This is a genomic window from Paenibacillus sp. Y916, assembly GCF_056786435.1.
This window is the reverse complement of record NZ_JBXCJA010000018.1, coordinates 40,858-67,405: the sequence shown is the minus strand read 5'-3', so window position 1 is coordinate 67,405 and position 26,548 is coordinate 40,858. Positions and strand designations below refer to the sequence as shown.

Sequence of the window (26,548 nt, the reverse complement as noted above, 5' to 3'; positions counted from 1 at the left end):
GTCCGGTTCGTTTATGCAAGCTTTATTTTCGTTTTTGTTTCATCCGATAATTTGCTTGCCGATTCAATTAAACGTTGTTTAATTGGCCGGACTAATAATATATCACGCGAAGAATATGAATGCAAGTCTTTTTTCAAATTATTTTAAACTAGGTATTTTCCCGGTCAAACATCTTCAATTCCGCCCTCCTCCTACTATAGATAAAGAAAACCGACCCGCCTTCCATTAGGAAAGCAAAGTCGGTGTTCTATAACTATATCTTACTGCTCTTTCAAAGGACGCATATGAGGGAATAAGAGAACGTCACGGATAGAAGCTGAGTTAGTCAGAAGCATCACAAGACGATCAACTCCAATCCCAAGACCACCTGTTGGAGGCATACCATACTCTAGTGCACGAATGAAGTCATCATCCATCTCATGCGCTTCATCGTTTCCTTGCTCACGTTCCAACAATTGAGATTCAAAACGTTGACGTTGATCAATCGGATCATTCAATTCCGTGAATGCATTCGCATGCTCTCTTCCGACAACGAATAATTCGAAACGATCCGTAAACCTTGGATCTTCTTCATTACGTTTAGCCAATGGTGATATCTCCACAGGATGACCCGTAATAAACGTTGGCTGAATCAAGGTCTCTTCAACAAACTCTTCAAAGAACGCATTTAGAATATGTCCGAACTTGCTATGCGCCTCAACAGGCACCTTATGTTCTTTGGCCAGATTACGTGCTTCTTCATCCGTCATGTGAACACTGAAATCTACACCCTTCACTTCCTTAACAGCATCTACCATAGAAATTCGACGCCAAGCTGGTGTTAGATCTACTTCTTGACCTTGATAGTCAATGACCGTCGTTCCCAATACTTCCTGCGCTATATGAGCAACCATACTTTCGGTTAGATTCATAATATCTTGATAATCGGCATAGGCCTCGTAAAGCTCAATCATCGTAAATTCTGGGTTATGGCGTGTAGAGACACCCTCGTTACGGTATACACGTCCGATTTCATATACCTTTTCAAATCCACCAACGATAAGACGCTTCAAATGAAGCTCGATCGCAATACGCATATACATATCCAAATCAAGCGCATTATGATGTGTTATAAAAGGCTTCGCAGCCGCACCACCTGCAATAGTATGCAATGTTGGTGTTTCCACTTCCAAATATCCGAGTGAATCCAAATAACGACGCATGGATTGAATGATGCGAGAGCGCGCAATGAATGTTTGCTGTACATCGGGGTTCATCATCAAGTCAACATAGCGCTGACGATAACGAAGCTCCACATCTTTTAGACCATGATATTTATCAGGCAGTGGATATAAAGACTTGGACAGTATCTCTACATCATCCACCTTAATTGTCGTCTCACCCGTCTTTGTTTTAAACATCTGACCAGTAACACCAATAATGTCTCCAAGATCAAACAACCGGAAAGCTTCGAACTTCACTTCAGGGATCGAGTCTTGACGCACATATATTTGGATTTTACCACTTAGATCTTGGATTTGGGCGAAAATAGCTTTACCCATACCACGTTTAGCCATAATGCGGCCCGCCACACTAACAGCTACCGCCTTCTCTTCTAGCTCTTCATTCGTGAATGGATCATATTTCGCCACTAATTCGCCAGCATGATGCGTTCTGTTGTACTTCTTACCAAATGGATCTAATCCCATTCCACGAAGCTCGTCCAATTTGTTATGACGAATCTGTAGCATTTCACTAAGATCGTTCTCCTGATTCACTATTTCCTCTGACATGCAACTTCATCTCCTTCATCTTCGCTCACTAGTTACCTTCATTTTTCCTATATTTCTAAAAAAAGCTCCCCATAATAGGAAGCCCTTTTAAACAATCCTTATATTTCCGCTGAAACGGGTGCCGTCTTTGAAAAAGGACGGCTAAGCCGTTTCTACTTGTATAGCCTATTTCCTGATATCGATGATCTCGTATTGAACAACACCTGCTGGAACCGTCACATCAACAACGGCACCCTTTTGTTTACCAAGAATGGCTTTACCGACTGGACTTTCGTTTGATATTTTGTTGTTAAGTGGATCAGACTCAGCAGTACCAACGATTAAATACTCTAACGTGTCTCCATACTCGAGGTCCTTCACGATAACTTTAGCACCAACACCTACAACATCCGTGTTAATGTCATCACTGTTAATGATGCGTGCGTTGCGGAGCATTTTCTCGAGAGTAATCACTCTTCCCTCAATAAAGGCCTGTTCATTCTTAGCATCCTCGTATTCCGAGTTCTCACTAATATCACCATAACCAATGGCAACTTTTATCCGTTCAGCAATCTCTCGACGTTTCACAGATTTCAGTTGTTCTAGCTCATCCTCTAACCTCTTAAGACCTTCCTGTGTAAGAATAACTTCTTTATCGCTCATTAAACCGATTCTCCTGTCAATTAAATAATATAAAATGTTCCTTATACTTATAAGTTTTACTATATGCATAATCTGAGGACGCAGAACATCCTCTGCTGCCATGATTAAAGCTTGAGTCGAATTTATACTGCAAAAGTATATGGTAACCATTTCAAAAAGTCAATGCAGTTTCATCGGTTTAGAAGCAATTATTATTGAATCGATGATGCTACCGCTGATAAACCCGCACTATTCTCATCTTGTTGATTTAGTGATGCGACAAAATCTTCCAGTATTTTCACCATTTCGTCTCGTCTAGTTTCTTCCATGATCTCATCTTTAATTCGAGCTGAACCTTTTAATCCCTTCAAATACCAAGATAAATGTTTGCGCATTTCTCGAACGGCTATATGTTCACCTCTCAAAGCTATCAATCGGTCCATGTGAAGAATAGCTATTCTGATTTTCTCATCAGCCGATGGATCTGCAACAAGCTCCCCATTCTGCAAATACTGAATCGTACGATATAGCATCCATGGGTTACCAAGCGCTCCTCGACCAATCATAACGCCATCACAACCCGTCAACTCCAACATTCGGCGAGCATCTTCAGGCGTAACAACATCTCCATTACCAATAACAGGGATAGATACGGCTTGTTTCACTTGTTTAATAATGTCCCAGTCGGCATGCCCCGTGTACAGTTGTTCTCTCGTTCTACCATGGATACTGACTGCTTTGCCGCCTGCACGTTCTACGGCTTGAGCGTTCTCTACAGCATATATATGATCACTGTCCCAACCCGTACGCATCTTCACAGTTACAGGTTTCCCTACGGCATCCACAACAGCGGCTACCATTTCATATATTTTATTTGAATCTAGAAGCCAACGAGCTCCTGCATCAATTTTGGTCACTTTAGGAGCTGGACACCCCATATTAATATCAATAATATCAGCATTCGTTTCCCGGTCTACCACTTTGGCAGCTTCAACAAGCGATTCGCGATCTCCTCCAAATATTTGTAGACTGAGCGGCTTCTCCCGTTCATCAACAAACAGCATTTCTTGTGTCCGTTTGTTACCATGAACGATAGCCTTCCCACTGACCATCTCCGCGCAGACCAATCCCGTGCCAAATTCCTTGGCGATCAAGCGAAAGGCAGGGTTACATACACCCGCCATAGGAGCAAGCACGACTTGGTTCTTCATTTCAATATCGCCGATCTTTAGCATGTGATAATCACCTCAGTGTTCTTATAGTATTACTTCTTGATTTACTTCTTCAAGAAGTAATATTCGTCAGTTCCTCGGTCGTAATCTCCAAGGAATCTGCAATTTTATTTAAAATTTGATCTTCCACACGGCGATGACCACGCTCAATTTCACCCAAAACAACAAGGGATATACTCATCTTAGAGGCTAGTTCTTGTTGGGTGTATCCTTTTAACTTTCTAAAAGCGCGGATCCGGGCTGCCAATTGTGACTTCTCCACAGCTGTATCCCTTCCTTTCCATCCAGTCTCTCAAGTGCTGTCTTAATAACGGTGTGTAGACCAGTGGCTTCCTTAGAATGTGCGATATCATTCAACGGAATGAGTACGAAGGCACGCTCTTCCATCCGAGGATGAGGTAGAATGAGGTCTGGTGTATCTTCAACCAACCCCTCCATCCATAGCAGGTCCAAATCTACTGTCCGTGGTCCCCAATGAATATGACGGACACGACCCAGTTCACGTTCGATATCTTGCATAACTTTTAGAAGGCCATGAGGATCTAGATCGGTCTCTACTGCCACGGCCATATTCAAAAAATAAGGCTGATCTACATAACCTACAGGCTCCGTTTCATATAGATGTGAACAACGAAGGACGTTAATCTGGTCATGCAAGTGAAGGCGCTCTACAGCTTCCATTAAGGTTCCTTCTCTATCTCCTAGATTCGCCCCTAAAGCAATATAAGCCTCTGATGGCTCAGAGGTGAAATGTGACTTCATGTTGGATTCTCACTTTCTTGTTCTGAACAGCTCCACCGTTACACCTTGAAAGTGAATATCAAACGGAGGATGCGGTTTGGTCACTTTGACCGTCAATGCATAGATACTAGTATAAGTGTCCAATAACGAGGATGCAATAACTTCTCCTAAAGCTTCGATTAATTGGAAAGATCTATTCTCAACGATATTTTTCACTGTTTCATGAACTTCAGCATAATTAACAGTTTTCGTTAAATCATCCTGTTCTCCCGCTTCACGGAGATCTAGCTCCATCTCTAAGTCGATGTAATAACGCTGTCCAAGCTTTCTCTCTTCTGCAAAGACACCGTGATATCCGTAATACTCCATACGGTGCATAACCATTTTATCCATCTATTCTATCGCCCCTTTATTATTGTGTATGTACTATCATTGACTCCGGTGATCCATATAGCATGGCGTCGCACATTTGGACAGTACGCTTTATAGATGATACATCATGTACCCTCACGATCTGACAACCTTGTGCGATGCCGAAGGCGACCGTTGCCGCTGTGCCCTCAATAATATCATCGACAGGTAAGTCTAGAGCGGTACGAATGAACTTCTTGCGAGATGTAGCCAGTAGTACTGGATATCCTAGCTCAGCTAAGGCGTCGAGCCCCATCATAACACGCATATTCTCAGAATAGTCTTTAGCAAAACCAATGCCAGGATCGATCATAATATTGTCCTTGTGTACACCTGCTTCAAGAGCTAAGGAAATACTCTCCTTCAAATCTTGAATGACATCCGCGATCAAGTTCGTGTAATTCCGATTATGACGGTTATGCATCAGAATAATAGGAACGGCCAGTTCTGCTACCGTCGATAACATCTCAGGATCCCCTATTCCTCTCCAAATATCATTAATGATATGAGCCCCTGCTTGAATCGCTTGGCGAGCAACTTCCGCTTTATACGTATCAACCGATAGGGGGATGTGCGGAGCTACTCGATGAATCGCTTCTATAACAGGGATAACCCTTGCCAGTTCCTCTTGCACCCCAACTTGAGCAGAACCAGGTCGAGTGGACTCCCCACCAATATCAATCAGATCTGCCCCATCTTCCATCATTTGTAACGCATGCTGAACAGCAAGTTCTGTATCCGTATAATGACCACCGTCAGAGAATGAATCCGGCGTAACATTTAAAATACCCATCACAAGTGTAGATTGACCCAGCTTTAGTTCTGTTTCACCGCAGGTATAAGTTCGTTCATAGATCGTAGTCTTCATAGATGGATTCCTGCTTTCTCACGGTATAATTTTAGAAGCTTCGTTGTGATCGGGCCGGCTGTGCCGTTACTAATCGTAGTGGAGGAGCCATCCTCCAGCAAAAGTGTCGTCACAGGCACCAGTTCTTGGATGGAGCTAGTCATCCAAATCTCATCAGCATTCGTTAGATCTGACCACGAATACCAACCTTCCTCACAATATAAGCCTTGTTCCGAAGCAAGTTCTAACACGAGTTCTCTAGTAATTCCTGGCAGTATGCCGGTATCCAGATGAGGGGTATAAAGAGATCCCTCTCGCATAAAAAATAAGTTGCTAACGATCCCCTCAGCCACAACATCCTGTCCATTCAACATGAGCCCTTCTGCTTGATAGCGAGCTGCTGCTTTGTAGGTCATAAGCTCCCGCTTCGCTATTATATTATTCATATAATGCAGTGATTTAAGGCGAACTGGACCTTCCGGTGTATTCCGACGGGTATGGAGCCTTTGCAGTCCTTTTCCACGAATGTAAAGTTCTATTGGGGTCTTAGGAAGCTCTTTCACCGTAACAATATGATTCGGGTTACGGTAGTCTCCCGCAGGCAAGCCCAGTATATCCTCACCTGCACTAATAGTATAGCGAATATAGGCTTCATGTAATTCATTAGCTTCCATCACATCATTAATCCATTCGGCGGTCGCTTCTAAATTCATTTCATAAGGAATGCCAAGATACCGACATCCCTCGGAAATTCTTTTTAAATGCCGATCTAATAAAAAGGGTACGCCACCGTAAGTACGAAATGTCTCAAATAGCCCCATTCCATACAGGAATCCATGATCCATCACAGATACTCGTGCATCCCTGTCCTCAACAATGCCGAAATTCATTCCTATAAAGCTCATCCGTTCTTTACTGCAGACTGTTGTAGAAAGTTACGTAGCATCTGAAGTCCATGGTCGGTAATAATGGATTCAGGATGAAATTGTACACCTTCGATTTGAAATTCCTTATGCCGCAGCCCCATAATCTCTCCCTCTGCCGTCTCCGCAGTAATCTCCAGGCAATCAGGCAAGCTCTCACGCTCCACAAGCAGTGAATGATATCTTGTAGCTATGAAAGGTGATGGTAATCCTGCAAATACCGAGGTGCCATGATGGTGAATGGGTGATGTCTTGCCATGCATTAGACGCTCTGCCCGCACGACCTTCCCGCCAAAAGCTTGACCTATCGCTTGATGACCTAAACACACGCCAAAAATCGGAATTATTCCTTTGAAATGTTCAATCGTTCCCAAGCTGATTCCTGCCTCATTCGGTGTACATGGTCCTGGAGAGATCAAGATATGGTCTGGAGCAAGCTCTTGAATGCCTGCGATATCGATCTCATCATTGCGGAATACCTTGACTTCCTCACCTAATTCACCTAAATATTGAACCAAGTTATACGTGAAAGAGTCATAGTTATCGAGTACTAATATCATGATTATTTCCCCCTTGTGCATTGCTTACAGCTGTTTCCTCTTCACTACATAACACGGCCTTCATCATCGCCTTGGCTTTGTTATGACACTCACGATATTCACGATAAGGATCCGAGTCTACCACGATGCCCGCTCCAGCTTGAATGTATCCTTTGCCGTCTTGTACGACCAAAGTTCGTATAATAATATTTAATTCCATATTACCACTATAGTCAATCCACCCCATAGACCCCGTGTATGGACCACGACGGACAGGCTCAAGTTCTTCGATAATTTCCATCGTACGAATTTTAGGCGCACCTGTAATGGTGCCTCCTGGAAAGAGGGCAGCAATCACCTCGTATGCCCCTTTCTCAGACGCCAGCCTTCCCTCTACTTGGGAAACGAGATGCATCACATGGGAATAATACTCGATTGTCATAAGTTCAGGAACATGAACCGAACCGTATGATGCTATACGCCCGATATCATTGCGTTCTAGATCGACTAACATAATATGCTCAGCACGTTCCTTCTCATTGGAGATTAGCTCCGCGGCCATAGCCTTATCTTCATCCGCCGTATTTCCTCTTCGCCTCGTTCCAGCAATCGGACGTGCGCTCACCTTGTCCCCATCCAGCTTCACTAGCAATTCAGGAGAACCACTAACAAGGGAAAATCCCGGCGATCGAAGCAACCCCATATACGGTGAGGGATTCAATAAGCGAAGCCATTCATATATCTGCTCAGGAGAAGAGTGTAATTCCATCTCCTGCCGAAGAGAGAGATTGACTTGGAACACATCTCCTTGCCGAATATATTCCTGAATACGTAGCACGGCGCTCTCAAATGACTCTTGCGAGAACCCTGCTGTCATATCTGGCCATAGTTTCTGAGCAGACATACTTATAGATTGCATCTCTTCCTGCTTCTCGAACTTCTCCAATTGTTGCAAACGTAGGTTCCGTTCTACCTCTCCATGGGTAGCTCCCTCCGAGATTGCTCCACTAAAGGAAACCCAACATCCCATCATTCGTGCAGCTCTTTCCTTCGCTTCCTTATACAAGGCCTTCACCGCAACGCTCTTCCTATCGTTATATTCGCTCAATTTAGATATTCCCTGCTGTGAGTTAGATCGTTCTTCCTCTTCACACTTACTTAGTGGCAAATGAACTGCACAGTACACTGTCTGATCCACATGATCATAAATCCATATTTCTTCCATCCTCATCCACATATAATCAGGAAATGCTGGCTCATCTTCTGCCCATGAGGGAAGTCTCTCTAATGAACGGGCAACATCATACCCTAGAAAGCCTACACAACCTCCTATGAAAGGCGGACAACCCTCATCCGTCATCTGAGGAGAATGATAGGGTGCCATCCATTGCTCTATAAGCTGAAGTGGATCTCCCAACACATTCTCGTTCTCACCAGTATGAAGATGGATGATGCTCGCTTCGTCCCCCTTACCCGAGATGATAGATACGGGATTAAGCCCTAGATATGTATAGCGTCCACCCTTACCACTCTCTAGCACGACACCATACGGTGATGCAGACTCCCATGCGCTTGTCCACGTTGAGGGTAAATTACCAGATTCCATCCGCACAAGATAAGGCAGCATGCTCCACCCTTCAGTTGACCATTGCTCCCACTGCTCAAGTGGAGTTATTACATTCTCAGTCACCTTATCTACTCCTAAAAAGTTATTTTATAGCATGACTTCCTGATGTACTCCGCAAAATAACTTGCATCGGAAGCATAAGCTTAGTTATTTTATAGCATGACTTTCTTATCTCATCATATTAACAATAGAAAACCCCTATTGCCAGTACTAGCACAATAGGGGCATAGCCGATTCTATATGACGATAATACGCTATATATGATAATTAAATGGTATTAGCCTTCGAAATTATATAATGGTGTGCTGAGGTAACGTTCACCATTACTAGGAATGATAACGACAATGCGTTTGCCTTTTCCTAATTGTTTAGCTACTTTAAGTGCAGCAGATACAGCAGCACCTGATGAAATCCCTGACAAGATACCTTCTTCTGTTGCTACACGACGCGCAACTTCAAAAGCCTCTTCATTCTCAATGTGAATGATCTCATCATATATATCTTGGTTCAAAATTTCAGGGATGAAGTTCGCTCCAAGTCCTTGGATCTTATGTGGTCCTGGTTTACCACCTGCTAAGATTGGTGATGCCGCAGGTTCTACAGCATAGATCTTAATATCTGGATATTGTTTCTTCAGTACTTCACCGGCACCTGTAATTGTGCCACCTGTTCCGATTCCAGCAATAAATGCATCTAGCGTGCCCCCGATGGACTCAATCGCTTCCACAATTTCTGGACCCGTCGTTTCACGGTGAATTTTCACATTCGCTAGGTTCTTAAATTGCTCTGCCATGAAATATCCAGGGTTCTCCTTCACGATAGCTTCAGCTTTCGTAACGGCTCCATTCATTCCTTCTGATCCTGGAGTTAGAATAAGCTCTGCACCATAGGCACGCAATAGATTACGACGCTCTATGCTCATTGTCTCAGGCATAACGATAATTGACTTATATCCTTTGGCAGCTGCAACCATAGCCAATCCAATTCCAGTGTTACCACTCGTTGCTTCTACAATGGTTCCACCTGGTTTAAGACTACCATCTTTCTCCGCTTCTTCCACAATGCTTATTGCAATACGGTCTTTAACACTTGCACCTGGGTTCTGGTACTCCAGTTTAAGATAGATCTCTGCACTATCTTCAGATACTAAACGGTTCAAACGAACAAGCGGTGTTCCACCAATTAATTCAGTTACATTGTTGACGACTTTTGCCATGGATAAGCCCTCCCTAGGATAATGGTTAATGAATATAAAGCGTTACTAATACACGTTCTTTATTTAATCCGACTAGATCAGTAGGTATTTCGTATCATCATATTATCAAACCTTTTAGTCCCTTGTCAACACAGTATATAAAAAAAAGATACTTTACTGACAGTCATCATAAACCGTACATTAAAGTATCCTAGCCTCATGCTTCTCCCTAAGACTGTCTTCTAACAGGATTAGAGGTATTGCTTCATTCAGAGCAAGCTGCTTGCGGATAGATTCACGGATCAAAGTCATGTCTTCTTGCTCTTCCACAATAATATCTATTAATTGAATAATGACATATTCATCATCCCATTTAAAAGGACCTGCGATATCCCCAATCTGTAGTGAATCTGCTGCACTCATCATTTCCTGAGGCAAGAATGGATCATTCCATTCCACTGCACCGATTCTTCCACCTTTATCACGACTGCTTAGGTCTATTGAGTGTTCCTTCGCCATCTGTGCGAAATCTGCACCCTCATCGAGTTGATTCAATAGATCTTCAGCCTTCATTCGCCTGGTTACTTTAATAATGGAAAGTTGAAACTGTTTACGAACCTCGAATTGATCCTCATTCTCTACAATATAACGATCAATCTGCTCATCAGTAATAACAATATCTGATATCGCAATTTGCTCTAATGTTAATCTGTAGTTCATCTCTGTCTCAACATCTTGAGGTGTAAGACCCAATTGCGTCTCCATCTCATGATAATAAGCTTCCTCGGAGTCGTAACCTTTCATATCCCGCTTCAATCTTCTTGTCACTTCATCATTGGAGATATGAATCCCCAACTCCTTAGCTTCCTCATATACAGCCTTACGGTTCAACATATGAAGTAGTACTTCTTGCCCATGCACCCGCTTAAGTTCTTTCACCCATTCACTTTCAGTGATCGACTCCTCTTTGAAAGAGGCTACTACATTTCTAGTCCCTTCGGTTGAGGGGATAAGGGGCTTAAGTCCGCGAAACAAAATCAAGCATCCCATGAATAGGACGCCTATCACCAAAATCACATTGACTGCCAATAGCACCCTTTCTTTTCTTTTGATCCTCATCATATGGTTATCGCTACTTCACGGATTGTTCCATAATTTGTTGAAGCTCTACTTTATCAAAAGAGAATGCCTCATTGCAGAAATGACATACTACCTCAGCTTGACCATCTTCTTCGATAAGTTGTTCAAGTTCACTTTGTCCTAGACTTATCAGCGTACTTTCCACGCGTTCTTTCGAGCATTGACATTGGAAGCGGAGATCCATTTCCTCCAATATTTCTGCATCAGGCAACAACCGATGAAGCATTTCTTCCAAATCCATACCTTGATCCATAAGAGAGGTGATCGGAGGGAATGCGCTAACTGCCTGCTCAATAGCAGTAATCTCATCATCACTTAGACCGGGCATAAGCTGAATAATAAATCCTCCTGCTTCCATAACAGCATTATCCGTTCCTACCAATACACCTAAGCCGACAGCCGAAGGCGTCTGTTCTGATATCGCGAAATAATAAGTGATATCTTCAGCAATCTCACCTGAAACAATCGGCGAACTACCTGTATAGAAGTCTTTTAAACCCTGATCCTTGATCACATGAACAAAACCAGTTCGTCCAACAGCACCTGCAACATCTAACTTACCTAGACTATTACTTGGCAGATGAACATGTGGGTGTGTCACATATCCGCGGATATCCCCTATGGCATTTGCTTCTGCATAGATTTGACCAATCGGTCCGTCGCCTTTAATTTGAACGTTGATCTTTTCTTTACCTTTAAGCATCGCACCCATCATGGCGGTAGCACTCAATGTTCTCCCCATAGCAGCCGTAGCTATAGGCCACGTATCATGTCTTTGACGAAGATCCTCTACGAGCTTTGTGGTCCGCACCACGAAGGCACGCACATGGCCATTCATGGCTGTCCCTCGGATTAAGCGGTCTTTTCTGTTATCCATGTCCTCACAGCCTCCTTTGTCTCTATTATGATCCTATTTTATTATTATTGGTTTCTCTCATAAATTAAACGTAATCCTTCAAGTGTAAGCATCGCTTCGACTTCATTGATGGTCGTCGTCTCACTTGCAATCAACTCCGCCATTCCGCCTGTAGCAATGACTTTCAGTGTTGGTGCTTCCATCTCAACCTTTATACGTTCAATAATACCATCCACTTGTCCGGCATATCCAAAAATAATACCCGACTGCATAGCATGTATTGTGTTACGACCAATAACTTTTTTAGGCTTCTCCAACTCAATTCGCGGTAATTTGGATGCCCGTTGGTAGAGCGCTTCTGTTGCAATACCTATGCCAGGGACGATGGCACCTCCAAGATAATTACCTTCATGATCAATGCAATCAAATGTAGTCGCTGTTCCGAAGTCAACAACAACTAGCGGCCCCTTATATTTACTCACAGCAGCAACGGCATTAACGATGCGATCAGCACCCACTTCTCTTGGGTTCTCATAGCGCAAATTCAAGCCAGTCTTGATGCCTGGTCCCACTACCAATGGAGTGATATGAATGAATTTCTGACACATCTCTTCAAAGACGTTGACGAGTGGTGGAACGACAGACGAAATAATGACACCTTCAATATCCTTTATAGATATATCGGACATGCGAAACAGATTATAGATCAATACACCGAACTCATCGACTGTCGATTGGCGAGTTGTACTCAGCCGAAAATGATGAGCCAGTTCACGATCCTTGTAGATCCCTAGCACGATGTTAGTGTTCCCTATGTCTAGTACAAGAATCATAAATCCTGAGCCTCCTTCTTAGCGTTGAGGTCAAGACTAATGTCTAAATTGTCAAACGAATATGTCAATTGCCCTACCGAGATAATATCTACGCCACACGCAGCAATCCCTTGAATCGTATCTAGGGATACGTTGCCAGATGCCTCTATTTTGACATGAGACGCCTTAGAACGGATGACTTTCACAGCCTCCTTCATGAGACTGTGACTCATATTATCAAGCATAATAATATCAGCTCCAGCCGAAATCGCCTCATGCACTTGCTCAAGATTCTCTGTCTCCACTTCAATGGTCATCGTATGTGGAATATGAGCGCGCGCGCGACTTACCGCTTGCGCAATACTACCTGCACCCTTGATGTGGTTGTCCTTAATCATGACAGCATCATAGAGACCGAATCGGTGATTGGCTCCACCACCTACCCGTACAGCATACTTCTCTAACATGCGATGTCCAGGAGTCGTCTTACGTGTATCAACAAGTCGAGTAGGCAATCCTTGAAGTGCATCAACGAAAGCTTGCGTCTTGGTAGCTACACCAGATAAACGTTGCAGTAAATTAAGGGCAAGGCGTTCACCTGTTAGAATGCTATGTGTGCTTCCCTCTACTTCTGCAAGTATCGTTCCTCTATTTATCCGTTCCCCTTCCGTTACATAGGACACAAAAGAAAGGGATGGGTCTACAACTTCGAATACAAGTTCAGTTAAAGGAATCCCGGCTATAATACCATCCGCTTTGGCATGAATAACGCCTTTAGACTCACTTCCTACAGCTATTGTTGAAAGAGAGGTAATATCGCCTGAACCTACATCTTCCCGCAACCATTGACGTATCGATTTCACTAAATCCTCATTATATCCATTAAACATCATCGCTGAGCTCCTCCACTATCTCATGGTCACGCTGCTGTAATAGATGCTTACGCCATACCCGATCATCTCGTTCTGGGTAATCTGACCGATAATGCGCGCCACGACTCTCTTTACGTGCCAAGGCAGCCCTGGTAATAAGCAACGAACATGTCAGCATGTTTGCAAATTCGAATTCTTCTTTCTTAAATAATGCCGATTGAAAAATAGGCATCTGTCGACTCAATTCTTCAATTCCCTTCGTCAACAGTTCTTCATTCCGACGGAGACCTGCATTTCGGACCATAACCTTTTGTAGCTTCAATCGCCGCTCTACAATCGCCTGCATAGGAACTTCCACCCTATTATAGTCTACCACGAGTGAGCCCGGACACCAATTCAGCGGTGGCAGTTCCCGTATACGATTCACAATCCTACGTCCAAACACTAGCGCCTCTGACAATGAGTTACTTGCCAAACGATTCGCTCCATGTACACCCGTAGAAGATGATTCACCACATGCAAACAACCGAGATATATTACTTTCACCATTTAGATCCGTCTGAACTCCACCCATCATATAATGGGCTGCTGGAGCAACGGGTATCCAATCACTCGTCATATCCAGACCGTATTGAATACAAGTCTCAACGATGGTTGGGAATCGGTGCTTGATCAATTCCGGTGTCTCATGCGTAATATCTAAATATATAAAGGTCGATGTCGTTTCTTCCATTTCGCTAACGATCGCGCGAGCTACGATATCACGTGGGGCGAGCTCAAGCATCTCATGATATTTATGCATAAACCGCTCACCTTTAATATTCCGTAGAATCGCACCTTCCCCACGTACCGCTTCTGATATAAGAAACCTAGGAGCACCAGGGTAACAAAGCGCCGTTGGATGGAATTGAAGGAACTCCATATCACGAATGTTAGCTCCAGCCCGATAGGCCATAGCAATTCCATCTGCTGTCGCTACCTCAGGGTTGGTCGTATATCGATATAATTGCCCCATCCCTCCAGAGCATAGAATCGTCGCATCCCCTTGAACAAAGATACGTTCCCCTCCTGGCCCCTGTACTAGCACTCCAACACATACGCCTTCATCCGTAATGAGATCTAGAACAAAGTGATTATCCCAAATCTCAATATTATCTTTCTTTATGGCTTGTTCAGATAATGCTCTAACAATCTCAAACCCCGTTGCGTCTCCATTAGCATGCAAAATACGTCTATGGCTATGCGCACCTTCTTGGGTGAGTGCTAATTCCCCATTATCCTCATCAAAAGTCGTCCCTAATCGGATAAGTTCTTGAACACCATGAGGACCCTCATTTACAAGAATATCAACCGCGCTAGAAGAACAAAGACCAGCCCCAGCGAGCAGAGTATCCTGTCGATGGTAGGCTGGTGAATCATCCTCTGAAATAACAGCGGCAATTCCACCCTGTGCATAGCGCGTATTACTTTCCTGTAAAGCACTCTTCGTGATCATTAACACTTGTCGATCCTTAGCTACCTTGATGGCTGTGAACAATCCCGCAATACCGGATCCAATCACAATCACATCTGTTTTTATTGTGGGTAGTGTCTCTAAATCGAAATCTACTAAATACCGTGGAATCATAACATTCCTCACCTGTCTTAAGAGAAAGAGTAACGCATGCTACTTAACTTGTAACATGCGCTCTAGGGAAATTCTAGCCTTATCTGCAACGGCTGGGGGTACGTATATTTGTGGTTTCATCGTCTCTAAACATTTCACAAGCTTTTTAAGATTATTGACCTTCATGTTAGGACATACTAGGAACTTAGTCGCGAAGTGAAAAGTCTTATCAGGACTATCCAACCGAAGTTGGTATCCCGTTCCGTCCTCAGTACCCACGATAAATTGTTTCACGTCTGATTTTCTACAGTATTCTAGAATAGCTGTTGTACTTCCGACGAAATCTCCCAATTCAACCACTTCAGGACGACATTCTGGATGAACAACAAATGGAGCATCTGGATACTTAGCCTTCATTTCATACACATCTTTGACCGTTAACATATCATGCGTATTACAATATCCTTCCCAAATAATCATCTTCTTGTCTGTATGTTGTTGCACATAATGACCCAAGTTCTTATCAGGCACCCAAATGATTTCATCCGAATCCACAGATTGAATAACTCTGACGGCATTCGCTGAGGTACAACAAATATCGGTCTCCGCCTTGATCTCAGCAGAAGAGTTAATATAGGTAACTACCTTTGCGTTTGGATGCTGTGCCTTCAGTTTACGAAGACCCTCTACATTGACCATGTCAGCCATCGGGCAACCTGCTCGTTCATCAGGTATTAATACGGTCTTATTCGGTGCGAGAATTTTTGCGCTTTCCCCCATGAAATGAACACCACAGAACACGATAACTTCTGCATCCGTTTGTGCTGCTTTTTGAGCAAGAAGAAATGAGTCTCCTCTAAAGTCAGCCACCTCTTGTATTTCATCACGTTGATAATAATGAGCTAAAATAATGGCATTACGTTCCTTCTTCAGTTGCATAAGCCTTTCGCGTAACTCCCTATTCTGTTCTGCCTTACGCTCTAATGCGAGAGCCTCCACTATCGTTTCCCCCTCTATATCTAATTGCATTGTATATGATCACCATCGTTGACTAATGAACGATATTCACTTGTCTATGATGGTATACCTAACCAGCGCAAGAAGCCATCGTTGTTTATCAACTAATCTACACAACGTTCATCGCTCTGTCAATCAATTCGCCATACCACACAATGATAAATATAATGGATTCAAAACTTACAATCCCTTATTTTTTAACAAAAGAGGCCCATATTACACGAATGTGTAATATGGGCCTCTTGAAAAATGTATCAATACGCGAGACCTACTCCTTATTTCTTGTCAGGAGGGGTCCCGCCCTCATTACCTGAATCGCTAGGATCTTCCTCAGACGTATTTGGTGTCGCTGGTATGTTTGGAATGTCTCCCAAAGGAGCAACATCATCCTCATCACGTTTAGGAACAATACGAACCGTAACATCACCCACTGTTTCAACAGTTGGTGTTGGTGTACCTTCTTGCTCCGTTGGAACTTCAGTCGGTATTACCTCAGGTGTCTTATCCTCTGGAAGGAAACCTTCATCAATCAGTTGCTTAATCTGATCAAACTCCAATGTTTCTCTTTCCAATAGAGTGTTAGCAATAAGATGCATTTCTTTCGAGTGCTTGATCAGTAGATCTTTACAACGTTCGTAACAATAGTTGGTGAAATTCTGCATTTCCTGATCAATTTCATAGGCAATGGAGTCACTATAATTCTGCTCATGTCCAATATCTCGACCCAGGAACACTTGCCCTTGGGAAGAACCGAACTGCATAGGTCCTAGCTTCTCACTCATACCGTATTCCATGATCATGCTACGTACAATACCTGTGGCTTGTTGGAAGTCACTATAGGCACCTGTACCGATTTCCCCGATAAAGATTTCTTCCGCTACGCGTCCAGCAAGGAGTCCGGTAACTCTATCCAGCAACTCATTCTTCGTCATAAGCATACGCTCTTCTTTGGGTAGCATGATCACATATCCACCTGCACGTCCACGTGGGATAATTGTAACCTTATGCACCATGTCGGCATGTTCCAAGAAATAACCTGCAATGGTATGACCCGCTTCATGGTAAGCTACGATTCGTTTCTCGCGGTCACTAATGACACGGCTACGCTTCTCCGTACCTACCATAACACGGTCAATCGCTTCATCCACTTCACTCATGGAAATATCTCGACGATTACGACGTGCTGCAATCAATGCAGCCTCGTTAAGTAAATTCTCCAAATCTGCACCGCTAAATCCGGTCGTACGCTTAGCAATAACACCCAATCTAACATCGTCAGTAAATGGCTTATTGCGTGCATGTACTTTCAATACAGCCTCGCGCCCCTTCACATCTGGTCGATCAACCGTAATTTGACGGTCAAAACGTCCTGGACGTAACAATGCAGGGTCTAATATGTCAGCACGGTTTGTTGCAGCAATCATAATAATACCTTCGTTACCACCAAATCCGTCCATTTCTACAAGCAATTGGTTGAGTGTCTGTTCACGTTCATCATGTCCGCCACCAAGTCCTGCGCCACGTTGACGACCTACAGCATCAATCTCATCAATAAAAATAATACATGGAGCATTCTTCTTCGCATTCTCGAACAAATCACGAACACGTGAAGCCCCTACCCCTACGAACATTTCTACAAAGTCAGAGCCTGAGATACTAAAGAACGGTACTCCGGCTTCCCCTGCAACTGCACGGGCTAACAATGTTTTACCTGTACCTGGAGGACCTACTAACAGCACCCCTTTAGGAATACGCGCGCCAACGGCTGCGAATTTACGAGGATCCTTCAAGAAGTCAACAATCTCAACGAGCTCTTGCTTCTCTTCATCAGCACCTGCAACGTCTTCAAATGAGACCTTCTTCTTCTCTTCGTTATATAAGCGGGCTTTGCTCTTGCCAAAGTTCATGACTTTGCCGCCGCCACCGCCCTGAGATTGATTGAAGATAAAGAAGAACAGGACGAACATAAGAATTAAAGGAATAAACGATGAAAGTAATGTCAGCCAAACACTCTGACCCTTCATCGGTTCCATTTGAAGACTAAAGCCATTCTCCTCACTGGATTGAACAATTTCCGCCAATGCAAACTCACTCGTCGGAATATAAGTCGTGAAAGATTCAGACTTACCATTTACAGACTTCTTATATTTACCAGTCACAAGATAGGCATAACCATCAAACTGAGCCTTCATTTCCTCAATATTATTTTGTTTAATCTGCTGACGTAACTCGTTATATTTAGGGGCGTCAGCGGCCTCCTGGCTATTACTGAGAAATTGAACGATGCCCACCACGACTAAAAATAGAATCAAATAAAAACCAGAATTACGGATGAACCGATTCATCCCGAACCTCCTCTCAAGACACTTAAGTTATTTTACCATAGCCAATCAGTCGATCTCAAATAGAGGAACAGTTACACAAGGACGATTGCCTTGGGATTACTGCATTACTGATTATAAATCTCCGGTTTCAGTATCCCAACGTAGGGCAAGTTCCGGTATTTCTCTGAATAATCTAACCCATAGCCAACGACAAAGGCGTCAGGCAGTATAAATCCAGTATAATCTGCTTGTAAATTTACCGTACGACCAACGGGTTTGTCAAATAGTGTAACGACACACGTTGATTTGGCTTTCCGATTATTTAACAACTCAATTAAGTAACTGAGTGTAAGTCCGCTGTCGATAATATCTTCTACGATCAGTACATCCCGACCCTCTACTGAAACGTCTAAATCCTTAATGATTTTGACTACTCCTGAAGATTGGGTGGATGCACCATAGCTGGACACTGCCATGAAGTCTATTTCTAAAGGTACGGTTATTTGTTTAACCACATCTGCCATAAAAATAAAGGCGCCTTTCAAAACGCAAATCACTAAAGGATTGCGTCCTGCATATTCGACACTAAGTTTGGCTCCAAGTTCTACAACTTTCTCCTTAATGTCTTCTTCACTGATGAGTACTTCTAGTATATCATTCTGCACTGACTGAACCCCCTAGTTTAACTTTAAGCCCACACTCTTCCTAATCAACCCAATTCCAATAATTTTGTATCTTCCAGGCATAAATGAAGAACAGAAATGGTCTCTTGATTAATAGGTGCATGGATGGAACGTCGTATGCCTGGCATCCAAATGATGTCGTTATTGCCATCAAGAAGTATAGGAATTTGAGATCGTATAGACGGAGGTATCTTATCATCAATAAGAATATCCTTCACCTTTTTACTACCGTTTAATCCCATCACTCTCATGGTATCTCCATCTAACCTGCAGCGCAAAGTCAAGGGCAATACGATTTGATCTGCATCGAACATGGCTTCATGCTCACCTAGTTCTTTTCTTGACCACGGCATCCCATTTCTCGGCTCTACCGACATTCTCAAGACTTTTCCAATCTCACTCACCATATGTTCTGGAACAGCTGTACTTAATTCATATGTATAGCTTAATCGTTGCATATGTGACTTAGGCTGAAATGTAATAATATCATATTCGCGTATGCACACAAACCCTCCACCTATATCTCGACTCCAAGTCGTGGGAAGGTTACTCATGATCGCTTCGCGAAGGGACTCGATCTTGTTATAATCAATAAGTTCAGAGTCCGCTGACATGTAATTTAATATTAGTTTAATCATCCTCCGTTGTAAAGCGACATGTAATTTCAAAAAGGAAGGCACCTCAAAGGTGAACCTTCCGTCACTTGTCTGTACGGATTCGCGGAACACTTTCCTGGCAGCTAGCTCCATGTATTCATCCTCTGCAGTCATCATACTTGCTAACTGATTCAATGACTGTATAATCTGCCCATTATATTGCCCCAAATAGGGTAGTATATCCAAACGGATGGCATTTCGTCTGTACTTGGTTTGCAGATTACTGTGATCAACGGCATATTGGAAATTTTCACTTTCACAGACATCGACCAGATCTGTTTTGTATATACGTAAAAGCGGACGAATAAGTTCCATATTTTTTATGTTTCTTTTAAACTTCATACCAACAAGACCAGAAGGACCACTTCCCCGCAGTAGATGGAGTAGCACCGTTTCTGCCTGATCATCTGCGTGATGTGCTAGAGCGATAGAACTTGCACCATATTTGAAAGCTATTTTCATTAGAAACTCATATCGCTTTTCCCTCGCGGCTTCTTGGGTTCCCTTACCACTCTCTTTCATATAGGCAGGGACATCCACGGCCTCCATCACAAATGGAATACCGAGCCCTTCTGCCGTTTCCTGCACCATCACAGCTTCATCGTCTGATTCCATCCGGAAACCATGGTGAACATGTGCACATATGAGCTTTAGGGGGATGTGCTTCCTTGATATTTCGTGCATAACATGCAAAAGAGCCACAGAATCCGGACCACCGGAGACTGCGACTACTATCGTATCATCAGGGATCCATAGACTCTGTTCTTTCGCAGTCTGAAGCACATGTTCTACTAATATGTGCATACTCATGTCCAGTTGCTCCTTTTCTAGAGGTTGTTCAAAAAATCATCTTTTGATCACGAAGTATACCAAGAAGCGTACTCGACATCGAATATTGAATTCAGCCGATCCTAGCGTATGCTTTCGAGGTATGTTTCGTTCCGAAACATTTCAGGTGCTCACGTAGGTACTGCCTACGCTCCGCTCCTCACTCCCTAGCTTCATCCAATCTTCTTGGTGCTGAAAAGCTGATTTTTTGAACTTTCATTTATAGTTTTATAACCATACCGCCACATAGACGACGCCACATAACAACAAGATGGACAAGGCAAATGCGACCCTTAACCAGCGTGGTGTCTTAGTTATGGGGCTACTAAGGGATACAGGTTTATATATCTGTTGCCTCCAATATTTCCACGCTTGATCGGACCCTTCAAATTCGCCACAAATAGCCTTCGTCAACCATGCCGCATAAGGCTTAAGCCTATGACTACGCTGCACAAGCGACAATAGATCCGACATGCTACGAGTCTGTGGAAGATGCTGAGATGATGTTGCCTTCAATGCGTCCTCATGAAGTAAATGAATACATAGAACCGCAAAGGAAAATAGATCATAGCCTTCGTCGCTAGTTCGAGTACCAGCATTCCAGTATCCCCGATCATACCATTCCGTAAATTGCTTCACGCTACGACCTATGGAACTTACACCACCATAATCAATGAGCTCAACTTCTCCATACTCCGATACCATCACATTCTCAGGTTTCAGGTCTCCGAACACAAATCCTAATTGGTGTAAATCATGAAGCTTTGCTAAGAGCCTCAGACCAACTATTCCTAGCCACTCTTTCCCACGCCTTCGTATAAACCAATGTAGGGGGCTTCCCTCTACATATCGCATCACATAAAAAGGTATATCGCGTTTCTGTACTGAATAATCATCCACTTCTAGTAAATAGGGACGATGTACAACACCATCTTTTTTATCCTTTTGCTTCCGCTCCGCCTGCAATGAAGTCAGAACATTCACTTCTGATTGTAGCTCCAGTGTATCATTGCCCATCTTTAGCGCATAATACTCCCGTTGACCTACCTTCTGAACCAAATACACAGTTCCATTCGCGCCACTTCCGAGTACTCGCTGGATTACAAAGCGGCCACTCCGCCATTTCCCCGCGATGACCGTACCGGGTGAGTAGTCGGCATTAGACGACTTTGCCACCGAGTATCCCTTCTCCCTCATCGGAATTTTCCCGCCATGTTTGATGTCTGTCTAGTGTACCATATTGAAAGAAATCAATCACCTTCATGATCGCAGGCCCCGTAGGTGTAGCGCCCTTCATTTGAATTCGATTGAACAAAGATTGTAACTTAGCAAGGTCTGTTGTCCAATTCACATTTATAATAGCATCCTCTTCACTGTTCCTTCCCGGATAATGAAATACAGCTAACTCACTAATTCCTTCCCTAGCTTGTAAACTCAACATCAAATCTCGGATCGCTTCTTCGACAGCGAACAGCTTAGGCTTCATACTTGCACTAGCATCAATAAGCAAAGCCACTTGAAGTGACGTAGTCTCTGTCAGTTCATCTACGACTTCAACAACCTGTGAACGTCGCTGTGGAGGTAAGTCTTCAATCGTTGAATCCCCTAAAATATGCCTCAATTCTTTATTCACTGCTTGTTGAATCGTTTGTACCACCGTCTTACGAGTCATCATTTGCATCGTCTGAGCTAATTTCTGAGTTCCAACAATACGACTAATCCCTCCGCCCGCTTTGGCAATCTCAGAAATCTCCAGACTGCCAAGTTCTCCAATGGTTCCATAATCTATAACTCCTACAACATTTACAGTAATCCCATCCTCCAGAGCATGTGCTGCCGCTACAACAGGACTTACCCCCATATTCGAACATCCATCTGTAATAAGCAAAATTTGCTTCATAATCGATCACCCTCCTATGGCTATATCCTTCTCTCTATCATTTCCAACAATGAGAGATTTCAAACCAAAGTTTAAAAGTGATGCCATACTACAAGCTAACTTACTGTGCGCGGTCGTTCTAGCCGTTCCAATCCTGGAATATGAAGTGTTGCCCACTTTGGCTGATAGCGTTCTACTTTGCCTACAACGACGGTCATGTCATCCATAATTTGATTCTGCTGATAACGAATCACTTTCTCTAACAAGCATTCTGCAATATATTGGGGATCATTACTCTCGATCTCTTGAATAATTCTCTTCATCCAGATCTCCTTATTCACCGCATGACCCGGAGCATCATATAGACCGTCTGTCATCATAATGACAATATCTCCAGCTTGAAGTTGTATCGTAACTAAATCTACTTCAATTTCCTGAATGATGCCGATCGGGAGATTACTAGAGGAGACGAGAATAACCTCTTGGCCTCTTTTAATAAAACTTGGAGTCGAACCAATCTTCATAAATGTCGTCTCCGCTGTGAATTGATCAATCAATGCCATATCAACCGTGGCATATATTTCATCGGGTGATCGAAGTAGTAATATAGAATTAACAGATTTGATTGCCAACTTCTCATCCATTCCCGATTGCAGAAGCTGTTCCAATATATTAAGGGCCGAGCTACTCTCTTGGCGCGCACGTTCTCCATTACCCATACCATCACTTAAAGCGACTGCAAAAGTACCATTACCCATCTCCACTGTGCTGAAGCTGTCCCCTGAGAACACATCCCCACCTTTGGCTGCGCCTGCAACTCCGGTCGTTATTTCGAATGCTTTGGCTGAGCCAAATACAACTGTCGCTAGTCCATCGCGGGTAGTAGAGGCTATCTCCTGTACCACAGCAATATGTTCATCTAGAATGTTAGAGAGTAGCGGAGCAATAATCTTGCGACACTCGTCATACCCTCTCATATAGGCATGAACAATCTCGATCTCCACATGTCCTGAGTCAAGGTTGATAATATCGATCCCATGTATCGATAACCCCATCTTCTCCAGTGCTGCCCTGATTTCTTCTTCCTGCTTATACATAGCCTGTCCTTCCCGTTTGATCTCCTGGGCTAGATCGTCCATGACCTGAGATACACCAGATAATTGTTCTGCTACCAGATGCCTACTATCGTATATTTGACGTTTCCACTGCATATCATGTTGATAGAGCTGATACTGTTTCTTCATGACTTCAAGAACATCACCTGTCTTATGACATACTCGATTCCACTCGGATGGCAACTTATCAGGAGAAAGATCCGGTTGATCCTCTATTGCACTCATCATATCCGTCATATATTTATACGTCTGATAGAACTTCGTATCCCAGCAGTGTTGGTTCTTAAAGCATCCCGCACATGTTCCCTCTGAGACAGCACTCATGAAGTGATCCATTTCTTCTGTACGCTTACTAACATCCGATGCACCTGAAATTTGACCAAAGCTTTGAGATAACTGTCTGAACACCTGAGAGAATTGCGTAACTCGATCTGCTGTCAAATCACGTACTCGCTTTGCATATTCATGCTGAGACTTCGTATGATCCTGGGTTCCAGGTACATATTTAGAAATCATGCCAATAATGGCCTTAGGTGTCATCATAAAGAGGATAATGGCCGCACATGTCTCCCAAGTAGAAGTCATCACAGTCTCTGGCCCTATGAAATAAATCGAAAGAATAGATGAACCTAAGAGCATCCCAATAGCTACCATAGCTCGATGCCCTTCGCGTAACATCCCCGCGAGCATACCGGAGAATGCGAGCAGACTCATCTGATAGATGGCTGCAATATTAGCTAAACTGAGAATAAGCCCTGTAATGACACCAACGGAAGCTCCTAACGATGCTCCACCCACGAAAGCAAATAACAGAATCAAATAACGAGAAAGAATATGCTCAATCGATAATGAATAGATATTCCAACCTACTGCCCCCGTCATAACAGATGCTAATAAAATGATTAGACAGAGAACTTCCTCATTTTTTAGATGATAGTTTTTATTGCGATAAGTAAATACCGGAATGGCTTGAATAAAAACCATCGTGAGCACGAAGCTCAGTACTGCATCCAATGTCATCATAAGCAATGTATACCATGTAAGTGATGGGCCTAAAAGAAGATAGAATACATTAACGCAGAAAGTGCATATAAATACCATCAGCGGCGCATACGATAATTCTGCATGTTCAAAAGATTCAAGTCCCTTATGAATGAGATAAAAGATGAACATCTCAGCTACAATTAACAACGGTACCGGAAATGGCGCGAATAAACTGCCCGCAATGATCGCAACCGTAACGATCGGGAGGTAATCTCTCCTCATAAAGACTATGACAGCAAAGAATGCTAATGCAAAAGGGGAGAGTTCATCCAATATCATGGCCTTGCCCAGTAAGAACCCCATGAGTGTCAGCAATAGCATCCACTTCTTTGTTGCCAAAAAATAACCCAGTCGTCGAATAACACGCCCTTGTGTTATTCGTGTCAACCAAGGTTCGGCCTGATAAGCTGACTGTGATCTTTCAGCCACCTGAACACCAGGAAAATCTACTATATTTCTCTTATCCAAAATTGTGACACCACCCTTATAAAGTTTGTTGGTATCATTATAGAGTGGTCTTCACGAGAAAGTTTGTCAGAACAGCGGACAGGCCTTTGAGAAATTTCCGACAAAAAAGCCTTGCCCGCAGAATGTCGCATATAGGCCCCAATCCCCTAACGTATAGCGCTTTAAATCTGCCATAATCATTCTCAATTGATTACGAATAGTGGGAAATCCGCCATTTCCAACTAGCGATTGAACATGAGATTACTGGAAATCAGTTGGAAGATGTCGCTAATTTATTCTATGCGACAAAAAAACCGTAGAGGCTTTCGCCTACTACGGTTATCTTATATTATTTACAATTACACGCGCTTAGCGCCACGTCCACCACGCTTGGATTCCGTGTTCTTCTTAATAGACGATGCCCGTTCTTCACTATCCTTTAGGAAGCGCGACACTTTATCCTCGAATGTAGCTTTGTTAACTGGAGGCTTAAATGAACGCCCGCCACGATCGCGATCACCGCCGCGATTGAAACCACCGCCACCTTCTCTGCCGCCGCCACCGCTAAATCGTTCTCCACCACCGCCGCCTTCTCTGCCACCGCCAGTACTACCGCTGCGTTCAGGTCTTGGACTTCTTGCTGGTCTAGATTCAACTGGCTTGTCAACAGTTTGTTTGATGGATAGTCCGATCTTACCGTCCTTGTCGACATTGATTACCTTTACGGTCACAACATCATGTATCTTCAAATGATCGTTGACGTCTTTAACGTAATTATCAGCGATTTCTGAGATATGAACGAGACCTGTGACACCTCCTGACAGATCCACAAATGCTCCAAAATGCGTTATGCCTGTCACTTTTCCCTCTAACTTAGTGCCTACTTCGATTGCCATAGAATAAAATGATCCTCCCTTAAAAATATACAGCAAAATTTATAAATCTTGGCTGTGGTGATTTGATTATACATAATGCGCAAAGTAAGGTCAATATAGTAATGACCTACATTATCGCTTATATTACGGGCTTGATACATCCGGACGAATCGGGGTTTCTTCAGGTCTATATAGACCATAATCCTTACGCGCCAGTTGCCCGATATATTCAGGGTCCTGTAATCGATTAACTTCATATTCTAATTGTAATACAGACTGGTCTGATTCGGCCTGAGTACGTTCCTTCTTCACCAACTCCATATTAATATCAGCTATCTGTGATCTCTGATTCATAAGAGTATAGCCTACCCAGCCCAGAAAGAAAATCATAAAGCACACCCATATGGTCAAACGTCTGCGCCCGCCTGCATATTTAGTTGACTGTTGACTTCTTGATGTTTGCGAGGCATATCTGCCCATGAATGA

The 26,548-nt window shown here is 43.3% G+C and carries 25 protein-coding genes; all 25 read right to left on the bottom strand.

What is annotated here, in order from left to right; translation table 11 throughout:
- Nucleotides 1-260 precede the first annotated feature (260 nt).
- The 25 genes from lysS to AC1TO9_RS23590 all read right to left on the bottom strand — a co-directional run bounded on the left by lysS (nt 261) and on the right by AC1TO9_RS23590 (nt 26,542).
- Nucleotides 261-1,772: a lysine--tRNA ligase gene (gene lysS / locus AC1TO9_RS23710; RefSeq protein ID WP_482057674.1), complete on the bottom strand. Its 1,512-nt coding sequence runs from the start codon at nt 1,770-1,772 to the stop codon at nt 261-263.
- 165 nt (nt 1,773-1,937) lie between these two features.
- Nucleotides 1,938-2,414, bottom strand: a complete 477-nt coding sequence (gene greA / locus AC1TO9_RS23705; protein WP_482057675.1) for a transcription elongation factor GreA — start codon at nt 2,412-2,414, stop codon at nt 1,938-1,940.
- Between the two features lie 191 nt (nt 2,415-2,605).
- Nucleotides 2,606-3,628 carry a tRNA dihydrouridine synthase DusB gene (gene dusB / locus AC1TO9_RS23700; protein WP_482057676.1) on the bottom strand — a complete coding sequence of 341 codons (1,023 nt, stop codon included), beginning with the start codon at nt 3,626-3,628 and terminating at the stop codon, nt 2,606-2,608.
- A gap of 49 nt (nt 3,629-3,677) precedes the next feature.
- Nucleotides 3,678-3,887 carry a helix-turn-helix domain-containing protein gene (locus AC1TO9_RS23695; protein WP_482057677.1) on the bottom strand — a complete coding sequence of 70 codons (210 nt, stop codon included), beginning with the start codon at nt 3,885-3,887 and terminating at the stop codon, nt 3,678-3,680.
- Entirely contained in the window at nt 3,839-4,387 is a 549-nt protein-coding gene (gene folK / locus AC1TO9_RS23690; protein ID WP_482057678.1) for a 2-amino-4-hydroxy-6-hydroxymethyldihydropteridine diphosphokinase, read from the bottom strand. Before folK ends, AC1TO9_RS23695 begins: the two co-directional genes overlap by 49 nt.
- Before the next feature lie 9 nt (nt 4,388-4,396).
- Nucleotides 4,397-4,759 (bottom strand): dihydroneopterin aldolase, encoded by a 363-nt coding sequence (gene folB / locus AC1TO9_RS23685; protein ID WP_482060683.1) that lies wholly within the window; start codon nt 4,757-4,759, stop codon nt 4,397-4,399.
- A gap of 19 nt (nt 4,760-4,778) precedes the next feature.
- Entirely contained in the window at nt 4,779-5,645 is an 867-nt protein-coding gene (gene folP, locus AC1TO9_RS23680; protein ID WP_482057680.1) for a dihydropteroate synthase, read from the bottom strand.
- A complete protein-coding gene (locus AC1TO9_RS23675; protein ID WP_482057681.1) occupies nt 5,642-6,529 on the bottom strand; it encodes an aminotransferase class IV in 888 nt (295 codons plus the stop codon). Before AC1TO9_RS23675 ends, folP begins: the two co-directional genes overlap by 4 nt.
- The gene (pabA, locus tag AC1TO9_RS23670) at nt 6,526-7,107 is read right to left on the bottom strand and encodes an aminodeoxychorismate/anthranilate synthase component II (RefSeq protein ID WP_482057682.1); all 582 of its coding nucleotides are present in this window, start codon (nt 7,105-7,107) and stop codon (nt 6,526-6,528) included. The genes AC1TO9_RS23675 and pabA overlap by 4 nt, the downstream gene beginning before the upstream one ends.
- Complete coding sequence (locus AC1TO9_RS23665; protein WP_482060685.1) at nt 7,088-8,713, bottom strand: anthranilate synthase component I family protein; 1,626 nt, start codon at nt 8,711-8,713, stop codon at nt 7,088-7,090. Before AC1TO9_RS23665 ends, pabA begins: the two co-directional genes overlap by 20 nt.
- 277 nt (nt 8,714-8,990) lie before the next feature.
- Nucleotides 8,991-9,929, bottom strand: a complete 939-nt coding sequence (gene cysK, locus AC1TO9_RS23660) for a cysteine synthase A (RefSeq protein WP_482057683.1) — start codon at nt 9,927-9,929, stop codon at nt 8,991-8,993.
- Nucleotides 9,930-10,109: 180 nt separating this feature from the next.
- The gene (locus tag AC1TO9_RS23655; RefSeq protein ID WP_482060682.1) at nt 10,110-11,030 is read right to left on the bottom strand and encodes a peptidylprolyl isomerase; all 921 of its coding nucleotides are present in this window, start codon (nt 11,028-11,030) and stop codon (nt 10,110-10,112) included.
- A gap of 10 nt (nt 11,031-11,040) precedes the next feature.
- Entirely contained in the window at nt 11,041-11,925 is an 885-nt protein-coding gene (hslO, locus tag AC1TO9_RS23650) for an Hsp33 family molecular chaperone HslO (protein ID WP_482057685.1), read from the bottom strand.
- A 44-nt stretch (nt 11,926-11,969) separates the two neighbouring features.
- Nucleotides 11,970-12,737, bottom strand: a complete 768-nt coding sequence (locus AC1TO9_RS23645) for a type III pantothenate kinase (protein WP_482057686.1) — start codon at nt 12,735-12,737, stop codon at nt 11,970-11,972.
- Nucleotides 12,734-13,609, bottom strand: a complete 876-nt coding sequence (gene nadC / locus AC1TO9_RS23640; RefSeq protein ID WP_482057687.1) for a carboxylating nicotinate-nucleotide diphosphorylase — start codon at nt 13,607-13,609, stop codon at nt 12,734-12,736. Before nadC ends, AC1TO9_RS23645 begins: the two co-directional genes overlap by 4 nt.
- Nucleotides 13,599-15,215, bottom strand: a complete 1,617-nt coding sequence (nadB, locus tag AC1TO9_RS23635) for an L-aspartate oxidase (protein ID WP_482057732.1) — start codon at nt 15,213-15,215, stop codon at nt 13,599-13,601. The genes nadC and nadB overlap by 11 nt, the downstream gene beginning before the upstream one ends.
- Nucleotides 15,216-15,254: 39 nt before the next feature.
- Nucleotides 15,255-16,193: a quinolinate synthase NadA gene (nadA, locus tag AC1TO9_RS23630; protein ID WP_482057733.1), complete on the bottom strand. Its 939-nt coding sequence runs from the start codon at nt 16,191-16,193 to the stop codon at nt 15,255-15,257.
- A 293-nt stretch (nt 16,194-16,486) separates the two neighbouring features.
- Nucleotides 16,487-18,556, bottom strand: a complete 2,070-nt coding sequence (ftsH, locus tag AC1TO9_RS23625) for an ATP-dependent zinc metalloprotease FtsH (RefSeq protein WP_482057688.1) — start codon at nt 18,554-18,556, stop codon at nt 16,487-16,489.
- 104 nt (nt 18,557-18,660) lie between these two features.
- A complete protein-coding gene (gene hpt, locus AC1TO9_RS23620) occupies nt 18,661-19,200 on the bottom strand; it encodes a hypoxanthine phosphoribosyltransferase (protein WP_482057689.1) in 540 nt (179 codons plus the stop codon).
- A gap of 44 nt (nt 19,201-19,244) precedes the next feature.
- Complete coding sequence (gene tilS, locus AC1TO9_RS23615) at nt 19,245-20,684, bottom strand: tRNA lysidine(34) synthetase TilS (protein ID WP_482060681.1); 1,440 nt, start codon at nt 20,682-20,684, stop codon at nt 19,245-19,247.
- A 246-nt stretch (nt 20,685-20,930) separates the two neighbouring features.
- Entirely contained in the window at nt 20,931-21,878 is a 948-nt protein-coding gene (locus AC1TO9_RS23610) for a serine/threonine protein kinase (protein ID WP_482060680.1), read from the bottom strand.
- A complete protein-coding gene (locus AC1TO9_RS23605) occupies nt 21,862-22,602 on the bottom strand; it encodes a vWA domain-containing protein (RefSeq protein WP_482057692.1) in 741 nt (246 codons plus the stop codon). Before AC1TO9_RS23605 ends, AC1TO9_RS23610 begins: the two co-directional genes overlap by 17 nt.
- Before the next feature lie 95 nt (nt 22,603-22,697).
- Nucleotides 22,698-25,127, bottom strand: a complete 2,430-nt coding sequence (gene spoIIE / locus AC1TO9_RS23600) for a stage II sporulation protein E (RefSeq protein ID WP_482060684.1) — start codon at nt 25,125-25,127, stop codon at nt 22,698-22,700.
- A 419-nt stretch (nt 25,128-25,546) separates the two neighbouring features.
- Nucleotides 25,547-26,083, bottom strand: a complete 537-nt coding sequence (locus tag AC1TO9_RS23595; RefSeq protein WP_482057693.1) for a S1 domain-containing RNA-binding protein — start codon at nt 26,081-26,083, stop codon at nt 25,547-25,549.
- Between the two features lie 123 nt (nt 26,084-26,206).
- Nucleotides 26,207-26,542: an FtsB family cell division protein gene (locus AC1TO9_RS23590; protein ID WP_482057694.1), complete on the bottom strand. Its 336-nt coding sequence runs from the start codon at nt 26,540-26,542 to the stop codon at nt 26,207-26,209.
- Nucleotides 26,543-26,548 lie beyond the last annotated feature (6 nt).